Here is a 14121-nt window from a genome sequence, read left to right on the forward strand (position 1 = left end):
TAAGAGGATAGTTATTATTCCTGTATAAGTACGTTTACCCTTAACGGCAACGATTCTTACACAAGATTTAATAAAAATTTTTCTTTCGCGTTTTTCCCATTAGGCCAGTTAAGCCAAGAACACCGAGAAATCCCATCCAATCCAGCTTGCGGCTTCCTTTTTGGGCCGACGGAGAGATTTTGCTGTCAAATTGCATCATGTTAATATTGTTAGGCTTGGCTGGAGGATAACTGCCCGGTTTGGGAGTCGGCTCGAGGAAGGGAGCAGACTGATTCGTACGGATACCTCCGTTTGAAAATTCGGCCGGATCATAAAGGCCTGTAGAACCGCTTATACCGGAATGAATGGTTTGGGAGCCATAGGAAGAACGGTCTTGAACATAGGCTTCGGAGTTTCCTGTTAGACCGCTATACCCAGTGCCGGCCGCTTGAACCGGCACGGTAGAGATTATTCCACAGCTAATAAGAGCCGCTGCTGCCAAAGTGAATAACCGCTTCATTAAGAACACCTCCTGCTGTAGATTTTCTCTTCATTGGTTTACCCTGCGCCATGAATGTCATGCAAGGAAAAGTCCTCTAAAACAGGGCTTAGACAGGTTTCGGCAATTTATCTTCACGGTGGCAAGATATAGAAACTGAAATTGCAATACAAACGAGTCTATAATAAGATGTTGATTAGATTGAAGTCTGGTGTCAGAAAGAAGGGGAAGCTATGGGAGAACGTTCGCTGAAGGATATGCAGCAGGAAGTGGACGCATACATATCGCAATTTAAAGAGGGTTATTTCTCTCCACTCGCCATGCTTGCTCGTATGTCTGAGGAAGTTGGCGAGCTTGCACGGGAAGTCAATCACGAATTTGGAGAAAAACCTAAGAAATCTTCCGAAGAAGATAATTCCATCGAGCTTGAGCTCGGTGATATTTTGTTTATTACCATTTGCTTTGCAAATTCACTGGGGATCGATCTGACAGAAGCCCACGATAAAGTAATGCATAAGTTCAATACGCGAGATGCCGACAGGTGGACGAAAGTGAACACCGATTCTGAATAGATCTCATATGCTGTACCATCCCCCGAAAGTATACGGCTTAGAAGGAGGGTGGGGAGATGGATGGGGAAATTCAAATTCAGAAGGCTTATGAGTCTATTCTCAGTAATGACTTTGAAGGAGCAATCGAATGGTTCGAGAAGGCCATTGCGGCTGAGCCGGATAATGCTTCTTATCATTACAAGCTATCGTTTACTTATGCCAGAAATTTCAGAATCAGTAAAGCCCTTCAGCATGCGGAGACTGCTTCAACTCTTGAACCTGAGAATGAGACTTATCTGTATCATTTGACGACGCTCAAAGCGAAAGCACTGGTAGCGGAGGCCGATAAGTACCTTCAGCAGACCGTTGAACAGTTTCAAACTGCCGTTGCCTTATTGAAGCAGGCGGCTGCGCTTGACCCGCTTAGTGTGGAAGCCCAGCTTGGGCTTGCAGCCGCATACGCCGGAATAGATGATTATTCGTCTGCTCTTGTGGCTGTAAAGGAAGCACTGCGGTTAAATCCGCAGCATGAGCTGGCCGCGGCGATGCTGGAACAGTACCGCAAGCGGCTGCGTTAATTTGGAAGAACATAGACTCTGCACAAGATAGAAAGGATTGGATAAATAATGGAACCAATTAAAGTAGCTGTAGCTGGCGCAAGCGGGAGAATGGGACGTGAAGTTGTTAAGATGGTACTTAGCGACCCGAAATTGAAGCTGGTAGCTGCCGTTGACCGGTCATCCGGACCGGTAGATGCCGGCACATTAGTCGGACAGGCGCCATGCGGAATTAAGATGTCCAATGATTTGGAAATGGCTCTGATCGAGTCCAAAGCCGATGTTCTCGTCGATTTTACAGCTCCGCAGAGTGCGGTAGCCAATACGTCATTAGCAATCCGCCATGGCGTCCGTCCGGTTATCGGAACCACAGGTTTCACCCCTCAGGAAATTAAAGATCTCGATTCGGAGTGTCAGGCTAAAAACATTGGCGGTCTGATCGCGCCTAATTTCTCGATCGGTGCCATTCTGATGATGAAATTCGCCGCTCAGGCAGCTAAATATTATCCTCACTTGGAAATTATCGAGTATCATGGTGATCAGAAACTGGATGCACCTTCAGGAACGTCAGTTAAGACCGCTGAAATGATTTCCGAGATCCGCGAGGAGATAAGACAGGGCAATCCCAATGAGGAAGAAAAACTCGAGGGAGCCAGAGGCGCCTATTATAACGGCTTCCGCATCCACAGTGTGCGCTTGCCGGGCGTTTTTGCCCAGCAGGAAGTAATTATGGGCGCTCACGGTGAATCTTTGAAGATCCGTCATGATTCCTACGAACGGTCGGCTTACATGCCTGGAGTGAATACGGCCATTCATAAAGTTATGACCTACAGCGGCATGGTATATGGTTTTGAGCATTTTATTGATTAACAACCATCTGTCTGCATGACATACATATAGACAGCCTCAAGGAGGCAGGGAAGGGAGAAGCGACAATGATGAATATTGCGCTAATCGCACACGACCGGAAAAAAGATGAAATGGTTAATTTCATAATTGCCTATGAATCGGCTTTTACTGGACACCAACTTTATGCAACGGGGACGACCGGACAGCGGATTATGGACAGTACGAGCTTGATCATTCACCGGTTTATGTCCGGTCCGCTCGGAGGAGATCAACAAATTGGTGCTCTCGTGGCACAAAATGAAATGGATCTGATCATCTTTCTCCGCGATCCTCTGATGGCTCAGCCTCATGAGCCGGATATCACCGCTCTTCTACGGCTTTGTGACGTGATGGGCATACCTCTTGCGACCAATGTGGCGACGGCTGAACTGCTGGTGCGGGCTTTGCAAAGGGGAGACTTTGCCTGGAGAGAGCTTGTCCACAAGTACAAGCCGGGGGAGGCTTAATGGAGACGGTCGATATTCTCGTATTTGGCGCCCATGCAGATGATGCTGAAATCGGGATGTCCGGTACGATTCTTAAACATACACGGGCCGGTATAACTGTCGGCTTGTGTGATCTTACACGTTCGGAGATGTCCTCGAACGGGACGGTTGAGAATAGATTCCTGGAAGCTGATGAAGCGGCCGATGTACTCGGAGTGTCTCTTCGGAGCAATCTGGGATTGCCTGACCGGGGGCTGTCCGCAACCAGTAAGGACCAGATAGATGCAGTAACCCAAGAAATTCGGCTCCGTAAGCCGCGTATCGTGTTCGCTCCTTATTGGGAAGATCGCCACCCGGATCATATCGCATGCTCGCGTATCGTACAGGAAGCGGTTTTTAATGCGAAATTGCGCAGATACCTTCCGGAGACCGAAGCGGTTCAGGTCGAAAGTCTTTATTTTTATTTTATAAACGATACAGCGGATCCGGATCTTGTGGTGGATATTTCGGACGTGTACGCAGGCAAAAGACGTGCGCTGAAAGCTTACAAATCTCAGTTCACAGCTCCTGAAATAGGCAAAGATATCGTCGCTACGCCTATCAATCAGAATTATTTGCAGCGGGTAGAAGCCAGGGATGCTCTGCTTGGCCAGAAACGAATGTACACCTATGCAGAAGGATTTATGTCTAAACTGCCTTACTCCGTCGATTACTTTCTGCCCAAGAAAGGAAATGAAATATGAAGGACAAGCTCAAAATAGGGATTACGTGCTACCCGACACTTGGGGGCTCCGGTGTTGTGGCGACAGAACTTGGCAAATTACTGGCTGAAAAAGGCCACGAAGTGCATTTCATTACGCACAGCATGCCGTTTAGACTGGGGACGTTCCACCGTAACATTTATTATCACGAGGTTGAAGTCAGTGATTATTACGTCTTCCGGTATCCCCCGTATGACTTATCTTTGGCCAGTAAGCTGGCTCAGGTGGCTCAAATGCAAGGTCTGGATCTGCTTCATGTGCATTATGCAATTCCCCATGCAGTCTGTGCGCTTCTCGCCAAGCAGATGGTGGGTTCTCAGCTTAAAGTCGTAACTACACTTCACGGTACCGACATAACAGTTCTGGCACAAGATCACTCCATAAGTGATCTGATCCGTTATGCGATCAATGAGAGTGACGCTGTGACGGCTGTTTCCAATGATCTGATTGAGGAGACCCGGGAAACACTCGATATTTCCAGAGAGATCGATCTTACATATAATTTTGTAGATAAGCGTGTTTATTATCCGCGAAGCGTAGAGACGCTCCGTAAAGAATTTGCGCGCGATGATGAGAAAATTTTGCTCCATATCTCAAATTTCCGTCCCGTTAAAAGAGTTCTGGATGTGGTCGATGTATTTGAGCGGGTTAGCAAGGATGTGCCAAGCCGGCTCTTATTTGTGGGAGAAGGCCCTGAGCTCTCCAAAGTCATCAGCCATGTGAAAGAGCTTGGACTGTCCGACCGGGTTACCTTTTGCGGCAAGCAGGATGATGTTGCGCAGCTGATTTCGTTAGGTGATGTGATGCTTCTCCCTTCTGAGAAGGAAAGCTTCGGTCTAGTGGCTTTGGAAGCGATGGCTTGCGGTGTGCCGACTGTCGGTTCCAGGGCCGGAGGGATTCCCGAGCTTGTTACACACGGAGAAACAGGATTTTTGACGGATATCGGGGATACGGAGCGTATGGCAGAGCATGTCAGAGAACTTTTGACCAATGATCGGCTCTATGAACAAATGTCCGCAGCGTGCCTGGACCGCGCCCGTACAACGTTCTGTAATGACCGGATCACGATGCAATATGAGGAAATCTATTACCGGGTTCTCGGAAGAGAGATTCCCGAATCCCACCGGATTGAGAAAGCGCAGTGTGAGATCGATTAGCGTCTCTTTCGGTTACGCAAGGGTGAACCATAATGGCAGATAACCTTCAGGAAATGATGAACGAAGGGCGAGAAGTGCTGACCGAGCTTCAAAAAGCGGGGCATCAGGCTTATTTTGTGGGCGGATTTGTAAGAGACTTAACGCTCGGACGTTCCATTAAAGATATAGATATTGCAACCTCAGCTCTTCCGGAAGAGGTGATTGCTTGTTTTCGGCGAACCGTGCCGACCGGGCTGCAGCATGGGACCGTAACGGTAATTACGGAAAAGCACACCTTTGAAGTCACGACATTCCGTAAGGAAGCGGAATATGAGGCCTTCCGGAGGCCTTCCGGAGTCGAGTATATCGAAGACCTGGAGGAAGATCTGAAGCGAAGGGACTTCACCATCAATGCGATGGCGATGAATGCGGACGGGACGCTGATTGATCCGTTCGGTGGTCGTCAAGATCTGGCGGGCAGCCTGCTCCGCTGCGTCGGAGAAGCGGCTGAACGGTTCGGTGAAGATGCTCTGCGCATGCTGCGGTGTATCCGGTTCGCCGCGGAATACGGCCTCCAGATCGAGGAGGCTACATGGTCAGCGCTGCTCGGGCAGATTCCGCTCCTGAAGCATATCGCGATGGAGCGGGTGCGTGCGGAGCTGCAGCGCATGATTGGCGGCGCGGACCCCTCACGCGCTGCACGGCTGCTGCTGGCGAGCGGCTGGTGGCGGTATGCCAAGACGCCGCTAGCGCTGCCTTACGCGGCCTGGGCGGATGAGACCGCGCAGGCCGCCGTTGCCCATCTGTCCACTCTTCAGGAGGAAGAGGACAGATGGGCGGTCCTGCTGCTGCTTATTGGCTCGCAGCAGCAGGAGATTGTCAGGGCGGAGCTGCGCGCTCTGACGTTCCCTGGCGAGGATATTACGCGCATCGCGCATATCCTCGCCGTACACGCGCTTCTGCTTCGCGGGGGTGATGCAGAAGCGGCAGGGCGGCCGGAGGATGCGGCCGCTGCAAAAGCGCGTGAGGCGCGCTTCAAGCGTGCCGTGCTGCGTCACGGTACGGAGGCCGCGCGGGGCTGGCTGCGCGCGGCGGGATTCCTGCACCTGGTTTGGGTGCAGCGGGAGGCCGCGCGCAATTCTCCAGGTTACGATACATCTGATAAGGGCGGGTTAACGGAGCCTGCCGCTGCTGCCGCTCTCTCCGGTGAAGAAATCGCTAATGCTGCGCAGGCGGCTATGCTGGGGGACCTCTTCTGCTTCATCCAAGAAGGCGCAGCGGAATATCTCTCAGGCGGTGAGCAGTGGATAGCGGATATGCCAGTATACGGAGTCAAAGATCTGGCTGTCGGCGGAAGCGAGCTTATGGAAGCCGCGGGGCGTAAAGCAGGCCCTTGGCTGGGAGAAGTATTGAATTCCCTTACGGAGCGGGTTGCGCTCGGCAAACTGAATAATAACAGGGAAGCGCTGCTGGAAGCGGCTTTTCCTGATGCATAGAATGTGAGTTGAAAAAACATGTCGGTACGCAAGCAAATTTTGGAGCTGTTTCGTCATAATCGAGGTTCTTACTTGTCGGGTGAAGATATCAGCCGTGAATTGGGGTGCAGCCGTACGGCGGTCTGGAAGCACATTGAAGGGCTCCGGCAGGAGGGGTATCGCTTCGATGCCGTCACGCGCAAGGGATACTGCCTAATCGAAGAGCCGGAGCGGATCGAGGAGAAAGCCATTGAAGAAGCGCTGAAGACTTCCTTTATGGGCAAGAACATCGTGCTTCTTGATGAAGTGGAGTCGACCATGAACGAAGCGCACAGACTGGTGGCTGAGGGAGCGAATGAAGGGACCTTGGTTATCGCAGAAGAACAGACCTCAGGCCGCGGCAGGATGGGGAAGAAGTGGCACTCTCCCAAAGGAAAGGGTATCTGGATGAGCCTGATTCTCAAACCCCGGGTTCCTGTTTATTTTGTCCCTCAGCTGACGCTTCTGACCGCGGTGGCTCTTTGCAGAGCAGTGCGGCGTGAAACCGGGATTGATATCGGCATTAAATGGCCCAATGATCTACTCGTGCGAGGCAAGAAAGTAAGCGGCATTCTGCTGGAGATGAGCGGGGAAGACGAACGTCTTAAATATGTGATTGTGGGGACCGGGATTACGGCTAATTTAACGGAAGAGGATATACCGGAAGAACTTGCCGCCGTTGCCACTTCTTTAGCCATTGAAGCAGGGACACCTGTCATGAGAGAAGCGTTGATCGCTTCTTTTTTGAATGAACTGGAAACTTTATATCAATTGTACATGGAGAATGGATTTGCCCCGATTCGCACGATGTGGGAAGCTATGAGCGTTACCCTTCACAGCCAAGTCCGCGTCAAGACTGCACAGGGTGTCATCGAAGGCAGAGCCGAATCGCTGGATGAAAGCGGAGCTCTAGTTGTACGGCAATTGGATGGAGAGAAGGTGCGGGTATACAGCGGCGACGTGGATATCCGTTAAAACCACCTATTCAAATGGAGTTGGATTTGGTATACTGTCACCGTAAGGCGGTATCTTTTAGAACTGCACTTGCGATGGTTAACACGTCACATAATTGCATAAAGTACGTTTGTGTTTTCTGATTCTGCTCTGAGCCTGAAGGACCGAGACAGAAGGATCACGATTGACGATTCTTTGACTATGCGCCCTTTCGGTTATTTTGCCGAAGGGGTTTTTGATGCGCAGAACCGGTTTAACTGGCTTGGACGGAATGGCACGGTTTTATTTTGTTCCACATACTACAGGAAAGCGTGGGATTTATATGGCGCAAGAGCGCAAACCGGTGACAACGGTCAAGCTGCAAAAAATGAAAGCAAGTAACGAACCGATTGCAATGGTTACCGCATACGACTTTTTATCCGCCCGTTTGGCGGACGAAGCAGGTGTGGATATGATTCTGGTCGGAGATTCGTTAGGAAACGTGATACAGGGACAGGAATCGACTCTGCCCGTCACACTCGATGAAATCATCTATCACACGAAAATGGTAACACGCGCGGTCAAATCGGCTTTTGTTATAGCGGATATGCCGTTTATGACTTACCATGGCAGTTTGGATCATACACTTCATAACGCAGGACGTATCATGCGCGAAGGACTGGCTAAGGGAATCAAGCTCGAAGGCGGAGCGGAACTCGCTCCAGCCGTCAAAGCTCTGACACTGGCTGGCGTCCCGGTCGTAGGGCATCTGGGTCTTACTCCCCAGTCTGTCCATGTCATCGGGGGGTACCGCGTACAAGGTAAAAATTCGGAACAGGCGGGGAAGCTGCTCAAAGACGCCAAAGCATTGCAGGAAGCGGGTGCAATTGCGGTTGTCCTTGAGTTAATTACAGAAGAACTCGCGGAATGGATCACGAAACAGTTGTCGATTCCTACGATTGGCATTGGCGCAGGCGCTTCCTGTGACGGACAAGTGCTAGTCTTCCATGATATGCTGGCCTATGATCCGGATGACCGCCGCAAAAAATTCGTTAAGGTATATGCTGAGGTAGGGCGGGCCATTCGCGATGGGTTCGGAGATTACGTAAGTGATGTGAAAAGCCGTAAATTCCCTTCGGAGTCGCACGGGTTCAAGGGCGATAATGAGGTTCTCCAATATTTGTATGGCTCTACATTGAAATAAAGGCAGACGCAAGGCCTAAAGGAGAGAATTACGTTGGAAGTTATTCAAAGCATCGCTCTGCTCAGGAGCAAGCTGGAAGAGAAGAAAGAAACTCTGGGTACGGGACTGAAAGCTCCCGTCGGTCTTGTACCGACGATGGGCTACCTTCATGAGGGACATGCGAGCTTGTTGAAGGCTGCCCGCGAGGCTTCAGAAATCGTGGTTTTAAGCATATTCGTTAATCCCTTGCAATTCGGGCCTAATGAAGATCTGGACCGTTACCCGCGGGACACGGAGCGCGATTTGAAGGTAGCGGAAGCGGCAGGTGTGGACTTTGTCTTTTTGCCGCAGGTGGAAGAAATGTACCCGGGTTCTCGCTCCAGCCGCACGAAAGTATCCGTTTCGGAGATAACTTCAGTGCTTTGCGGAGCTTCGCGGCCCTTGCATTTTGACGGCGTGACTACCGTGGTCGCCAAGCTGCTGAACATTGTGCAGCCGGACAAAGCTTTCTTCGGCCTGAAGGACGCTCAGCAGGTCGCTGTCATCAGCCAGATGGTGAGTGATTTGAATATGCCTGTAGAGATTGTAGCCTGCCCTATACTGCGTGAAGAGGACGGACTTGCCCTCAGCTCGCGCAATGTATTCTTATCTCCGGAGCAGCGTGAACAAGCACTTGTGCTCAGCCGCTCATTGAATCTTGCCGAAACTTGGATGATGGAACATCCTTCTTTTGCTGTAGAAGATCTCAGGAAACTGATCCAGGAATTTATTACAGCCCATTCCTCATTGGCTGAAATCGACTATGTCGAGGTGCTGACGTATCCGCAGCTGGACAAGATCGATACTGTCTTTTCAGGCGAAACCGTTACCCTAATTGCAGCTCTGGCCGTCAAATTCGGCTCGACTCGTTTGATTGATAACCTTATCTTATCCTTGGGGAAGTGATCTGTCATGTTCAGAACTATGATGAAAGCTAAATTGCACCGCGCTACCGTGACGGAAGCGAATTTAAATTATATCGGAAGTATTACGATTGATGAAGACCTGCTGGATGCTGTAGACATGCTCTCGAATGAGAAGGTCCAGATTGTGAACAACAATAACGGCGCCCGTCTGGAAACCTACATTATTCCGGGTCCGCGCGGCTCTGGCGTGATTTGTCTCAATGGAGCTGCCGCTCGTCTTGTACAGACGGGGGATACCGTCATTATTGTCTCTTATGCCATGATGACTGAAGAAGAAGCCCGCCGCCATAAACCCGCGGTAGCCATTATGGGTCCGAACAATAAGATTGCTGAGCTGTTAAAAGAGGAAATGCATTCAACCGTTCTGTAACGGCTGGTACCTTGCATGAAAAGCCCTTCGGCAACGCAGAATGAGTGTACGACAGCAAAGCCGAAGGTGGGATGCGCATTGTTCAAACACTTGTTCGCTACAATGAATGACGTTCTGGATGATATTCTCCGGCAGATGCCGAGTGCATCGGGCGCTTTGAGGGCTGAGCTCCAGCAAGAACTGCAGGCTCTCAAAGCGATAAGCGATGACTGCATCGAGCAGTGGTTATTGTTTGAGGAAAAGCTGGGACAGACGCTGGTATTTCCGGATGAACCGCAGCCGGAACCGGTTCAGGAGCATCCTGCTTCAGCTTGTGCACATGAACCCGTCCCGGTTGAAGGAAAATCCGCTCAGGAGTTTATCCGCGGTCAGGGCTATTACAAGCTGCTTATGTATGATCAGGCTATTCATGAGTTCGAGATGCTTGTCAACCGTGAGCCTGACTTTCTTCTTGCGCGGGCATATCTGGCCATGGGGTATTTGCGCAAAGGTAACACAGGTGAATCCGCCCGGCACTTTAGTCTGCTTGTGGACTTGACCGAGAATGCTCAGATGAAGGCTTTGTCTTACAATGCTATGGGCTGCATCCAGTTTCAGAACCGCAATTTGGAACAGGCGCTGGAATATTTTAAGAAAGCTTATCACGCCGATCCGGATTGTCTTGAGCTTTTATCCGCTTCAGATGAATAGGAGTCATAAGGATGTAAAGAATCGTTTTCCCTGCGGCTCTTCGTTTGTGGTATGATAAGAGAGAAGCTGGGAAAGGGAGAAGGCTTGAACTTATGAAATTTGCTGTTTTGGATTTTGAAACGACAGGAACCGGTCCTGCGGACGAACTGATTCAAGTAGGGCTGGTTATTATAGATGATATGGAAGTGACCGACAGGTATACTTCCCTGGTAAATCCAGGGGTTAGTATACCTTCTTCGATTACAGAACTAACAGGCATTACCGACGAAATGGTAGAGCATGCGCCGAAGCTGGATGAGATTATGGGTGAAATGTACCCGCTCTTATTCGATTGTGTGCTGGTCGCTCATCATGCTGCCTTCGATTTGGGTTTTCTTCAGCGTGCACTTCGCAAAACAGGCTATCCTGACTTCAGCGGACGTGTGCTGGACACGATCGATATGCTCCGGATTATGTACCCCTCTCTGCCGACTTATCAGCTTGGGATGGTTGCAGGAGCTTTCGGAATCGTTCATGAGCGTCCTCACCAGGCGGACAGCGATGCCGATGTAACAGCAGAAATTTGGATCCGGAGTGTAAACCGGTTATTTTCGCTGCCGCTCCTAACGGTACAAAGGCTGGCGCATCTGCTTCCGGCGGAGAATAGTGACCTGGGCTGGTTTCTTTCTGAAACCGCACGTTACAAAGAGCACCAGACGCCGCTGGACCAAGACGCCCACCAATACTTCCGGCAGTTTGCATTGAACGTGGAGGATTGGGGGGACGAGCCACCTGTCCGTGATGAGAGCGACGTTCTGGAGCTAAATCCGGATTTCGACGAAGTGTATGAAGAAGTCAAATCCGCTCTGCAGAAGAAATTTGAGCATTTCGAAAGCCGCGAAGCCCAGGAAATGATGATTCACGAAATTGAATCGGCCTTTGAAGAAGACAGGCATTTAATGATTGAGGCCGGTACCGGTACAGGTAAATCGCTGGGTTATTTAATTCCATCGCTGTACTACGGAATTAAAAATGACGAGAAAGTGGTTGTCAGCACTCATACCATTAATTTACAGGAGCAGCTCCGGGAACGGGACGTTCCGCTGCTGCACGATATTTTTCCAATCGGCTTTCGTGCTTCTGTCTTGAAAGGCCGCAGTCATTATCTGTGCTTACGCAAGTTTGAGAACCGCATTAATACGCTGGATTTTGATCCGGGTAAAGAAGACGCCATTACTGCCGCTCAGATGGTGGTATGGCTCAGCGAGACGAAGACAGGCGATGAGGAAGAGCTGCACTTCGGCAACAAGGGTGCTGCCTTCTGGCATACGGTTTCCAGTGATGCCGAATCGTGCCAGAACCGGCAGTGCCCGTGGTTCAAGAAATGCTTTTATCATCGTGCACGGCATGAAGCGAACAATTCTGACGTCGTGATAACGAATCACTCGTTGCTGTTTACGGACATGAAGGCGGAGAACCGGGTTCTACCCGCATACAAGAGGCTGGTGCTCGATGAGGCTCACCATTTTGAAGAGGTCGCCAGCAAGCATCTCGGTAAAGATCTGCATCACCTTGGGCTGACGAACTGGCTTCTGTTCTTATTCAAAGATAGCAAAAACGGACAGCTTCCCATGCTCCGCACCAAGCTGCAGCGGTATAACGATGATTACCGGGCAGCCACCTGGATGAGCGGGATTGATCATCTGTATCCGAAGCTCATCACGATTAAGGAAGAATGGGACTTCTTATGTGAGAAGTTGTATGAACTTTTGCAGACGAATGCGGAGCCGGGACAAATCGACCCCGGGCAGCTCGTCATGCGGCTCAAGAAAGATTCACTTCCTTCGAACTGGAAGGACCTGATGGCCCTGGAAGATAATTTGTATCTTCATTTGCAAGAGGTTCACAAATCGATCGATTCGATGGTCCAGGATATGAAGGAAGTTCAGGAGGAATACGATCTCCAGAGCTTTGTCACGGATCTCAGCGGCGTCGGCAAAGAACTTCAGAATATTAAAGAAACCTTACGTTTCTTTATGAAACAGTCGGACGACCAGTTCGTGTACTGGATAGAAGCGGGAACTTACAGCAAGAGCCGCTCCATCAGTCTCATCAGCGTACCCATGGATGTAAGCCCGCTGATCCGGGAACATTTTTTCGAGAATAAAGACAGTGTCATCATGACCTCCGCGACCTTATCGGTTAATAAGTCATTCCAGTATTCGCTGGATCAGTTTGGCCTGAAGCAGCCTGCCGAGCCGAATGAAGAGTCAGGCAAGGCAAAGCTGCGCACCGTTCTGCTTCCTTCGCCGTTTCAGTACCGTCAGCAGGCCCTTGTCTGTATACCGAGAGGGTTTCCTGTTATCAAGGGTCGAAGCGGCGAGGAGGAGTTCCTGCAAGCTCTGACAGATTCCTTGACGGAAGTCGCGATAGCGACCAAAGGCCGGATGCTGATTCTGTTTACGTCCAACCGTATGCTGAAGCAGGCCCATGCCGTCCTCAAGAGCAATTTGAAGCCTCATGGCATCCACGTGCTCGGACAAGGGGTGGACAGCGGCAACCGGAGCAAGCTGACCCGTTTGTTTCAGGACCACGGAGCTTGCGTATTGCTAGGTACGAATTCGTTCTGGGAGGGTGTGGATATCCCGGGAGACGCTTTAACCTGCCTGGCTATTGTCCGGCTGCCTTTCCAGCCGCCGAACCATCCGCTTGTTGAAGCGAAGAGCGAGAATTTGAAGAGACAGAATCAGAACCCGTTTATGAAGCTGTCGGTACCGCAGGCAGTCATTCGCTTTAAACAGGGATTCGGACGCCTTGTCCGCCGCTCATCCGATAAAGGAATTGTTCTTATTTACGATACCCGTGTCATCGAAACACAATACGGCAAACACTTCCTCTATTCACTACCGGGACCCAAAATCGAGCATATGCCGGTTGAGGCTATAGTACCGCGAATTCAGGAATGGATGGGAGAGAACACGGTTGAAGTCAATTAAAATATCCGAGGCAGTCGTTAAGCGGCTGCCGATTTATCTGCGGTTTCTAAATGAACTGGCTATGAAGAACGTACTCACTGTTTCTTCACAAGATTTGGGACAGAAATTGAACCTGAACCCTGCACAGATCCGTAAAGATCTGGCCTATTTCGGAGAGTTCGGCAAAAAAGGAATCGGGTATGATGTCAATTATTTAATTGAGAAAATTCGTCAGATTCTTAAGCTGGACAGGCAGCTTCCGGTTGCCCTTGTCGGAGCTGGTAATCTGGGCAGGGCGCTGTGCAATTATAATATTTATCTTCGCGACCAGATGAAAATCGTAGCTATCTTTGATGTTTCTGCCGACAAAATAGGTCAGACGATCAACAATATGAATGTCCAGCCTATGGAACATTTGGCAGAGACTATCCGCGCGATGAAGATCCGCATCGGGATTATTACCGTACCGGCAGCGGAAGCTCAGAATGTAGCCAATGAATTTGTGAAAGCGGGAATCGAAGCCATCTTGAACTTTGCTCCTTCCATTCTGAAAGTCCCTCAAGAAATTCGTGTCCATCATGCAGACTTTACAGCAGAACTTCAGAGCCTCGCATATTACTTGGCAGACGATTTAGAAGTGCAGGAAGATCATTAGCTGATTTCATACAAAAACCGCCGTACAGCCCTCTCCAAGG

The 14121-nt window shown here is 50.2% G+C and carries 15 protein-coding genes; 14 read left to right on the forward strand and 1 reads right to left on the reverse strand.

What is annotated here, in order from left to right:
- Positions 1–67: 67 nt before the first annotated feature.
- On the reverse strand, positions 68–499 hold the full coding sequence (locus AR333_RS11055) for a hypothetical protein (RefSeq protein WP_068775426.1): 432 nt from the start codon (positions 497–499) through the stop codon (positions 68–70).
- Positions 500–711: 212 nt separating this feature from the next.
- Between AR333_RS11055 and AR333_RS11060 the strand changes: the two genes are divergently transcribed.
- The 14 genes from AR333_RS11060 (at position 712) to AR333_RS11125 (ending at position 14081) form a co-directional block, all read left to right on the forward strand.
- Positions 712–1050 (forward strand): nucleotide pyrophosphohydrolase, encoded by a 339-nt coding sequence (locus AR333_RS11060; RefSeq protein WP_068775427.1) that lies wholly within the window; start codon positions 712–714, stop codon positions 1048–1050.
- A 56-nt stretch (positions 1051–1106) separates the two neighbouring features.
- Positions 1107–1607, forward strand: a complete 501-nt coding sequence (locus AR333_RS11065; RefSeq protein ID WP_068775428.1) for a tetratricopeptide repeat protein — start codon at positions 1107–1109, stop codon at positions 1605–1607.
- A gap of 45 nt (positions 1608–1652) precedes the next feature.
- Positions 1653–2456 carry a 4-hydroxy-tetrahydrodipicolinate reductase gene (gene dapB / locus AR333_RS11070; RefSeq protein ID WP_172798867.1) on the forward strand — a complete coding sequence of 268 codons (804 nt, stop codon included), beginning with the start codon at positions 1653–1655 and terminating at the stop codon, positions 2454–2456.
- A gap of 65 nt (positions 2457–2521) precedes the next feature.
- A complete protein-coding gene (gene mgsA, locus AR333_RS11075; RefSeq protein ID WP_068775430.1) occupies positions 2522–2941 on the forward strand; it encodes a methylglyoxal synthase in 420 nt (139 codons plus the stop codon).
- The gene (bshB1, locus tag AR333_RS11080; protein ID WP_068775431.1) at positions 2941–3663 is read left to right on the forward strand and encodes a bacillithiol biosynthesis deacetylase BshB1; all 723 of its coding nucleotides are present in this window, start codon (positions 2941–2943) and stop codon (positions 3661–3663) included. Before mgsA ends, bshB1 begins: the two co-directional genes overlap by 1 nt.
- Positions 3660–4838, forward strand: coding sequence for an N-acetyl-alpha-D-glucosaminyl L-malate synthase BshA (gene bshA / locus AR333_RS11085; protein ID WP_068775432.1), 1179 nt, complete (start codon positions 3660–3662; stop codon positions 4836–4838). The genes bshB1 and bshA overlap by 4 nt, the downstream gene beginning before the upstream one ends.
- A 32-nt stretch (positions 4839–4870) precedes the next feature.
- Entirely contained in the window at positions 4871–6313 is a 1443-nt protein-coding gene (locus AR333_RS11090; protein ID WP_068775433.1) for a CCA tRNA nucleotidyltransferase, read from the forward strand.
- An 18-nt stretch (positions 6314–6331) separates the two neighbouring features.
- Positions 6332–7306 carry a biotin--[acetyl-CoA-carboxylase] ligase gene (locus tag AR333_RS11095; protein ID WP_068775434.1) on the forward strand — a complete coding sequence of 325 codons (975 nt, stop codon included), beginning with the start codon at positions 6332–6334 and terminating at the stop codon, positions 7304–7306.
- 301 nt (positions 7307–7607) lie between these two features.
- The gene (panB, locus tag AR333_RS11100; RefSeq protein WP_068776069.1) at positions 7608–8468 is read left to right on the forward strand and encodes a 3-methyl-2-oxobutanoate hydroxymethyltransferase; all 861 of its coding nucleotides are present in this window, start codon (positions 7608–7610) and stop codon (positions 8466–8468) included.
- Between the two features lie 33 nt (positions 8469–8501).
- Positions 8502–9392 carry a pantoate--beta-alanine ligase gene (gene panC, locus AR333_RS11105; protein ID WP_068775435.1) on the forward strand — a complete coding sequence of 297 codons (891 nt, stop codon included), beginning with the start codon at positions 8502–8504 and terminating at the stop codon, positions 9390–9392.
- A gap of 6 nt (positions 9393–9398) precedes the next feature.
- Complete coding sequence (gene panD, locus AR333_RS11110) at positions 9399–9782, forward strand: aspartate 1-decarboxylase (protein ID WP_068775436.1); 384 nt, start codon at positions 9399–9401, stop codon at positions 9780–9782.
- Between the two features lie 78 nt (positions 9783–9860).
- Entirely contained in the window at positions 9861–10472 is a 612-nt protein-coding gene (locus AR333_RS11115) for a tetratricopeptide repeat protein (protein ID WP_068775437.1), read from the forward strand.
- Between the two features lie 44 nt (positions 10473–10516).
- Entirely contained in the window at positions 10517–13447 is a 2931-nt protein-coding gene (gene dinG, locus AR333_RS11120; protein ID WP_301336118.1) for an ATP-dependent DNA helicase DinG, read from the forward strand.
- Positions 13434–14081, forward strand: a complete 648-nt coding sequence (locus AR333_RS11125; protein WP_068775439.1) for a redox-sensing transcriptional repressor Rex — start codon at positions 13434–13436, stop codon at positions 14079–14081. Before dinG ends, AR333_RS11125 begins: the two co-directional genes overlap by 14 nt.
- Positions 14082–14121 lie beyond the last annotated feature (40 nt).

The sequence above is a fragment of the Paenibacillus sp. FJAT-26967 genome, assembly GCF_001541095.1.
GTDB lineage: Bacteria > Bacillota > Bacilli > Paenibacillales > NBRC-103111 > Paenibacillus_F.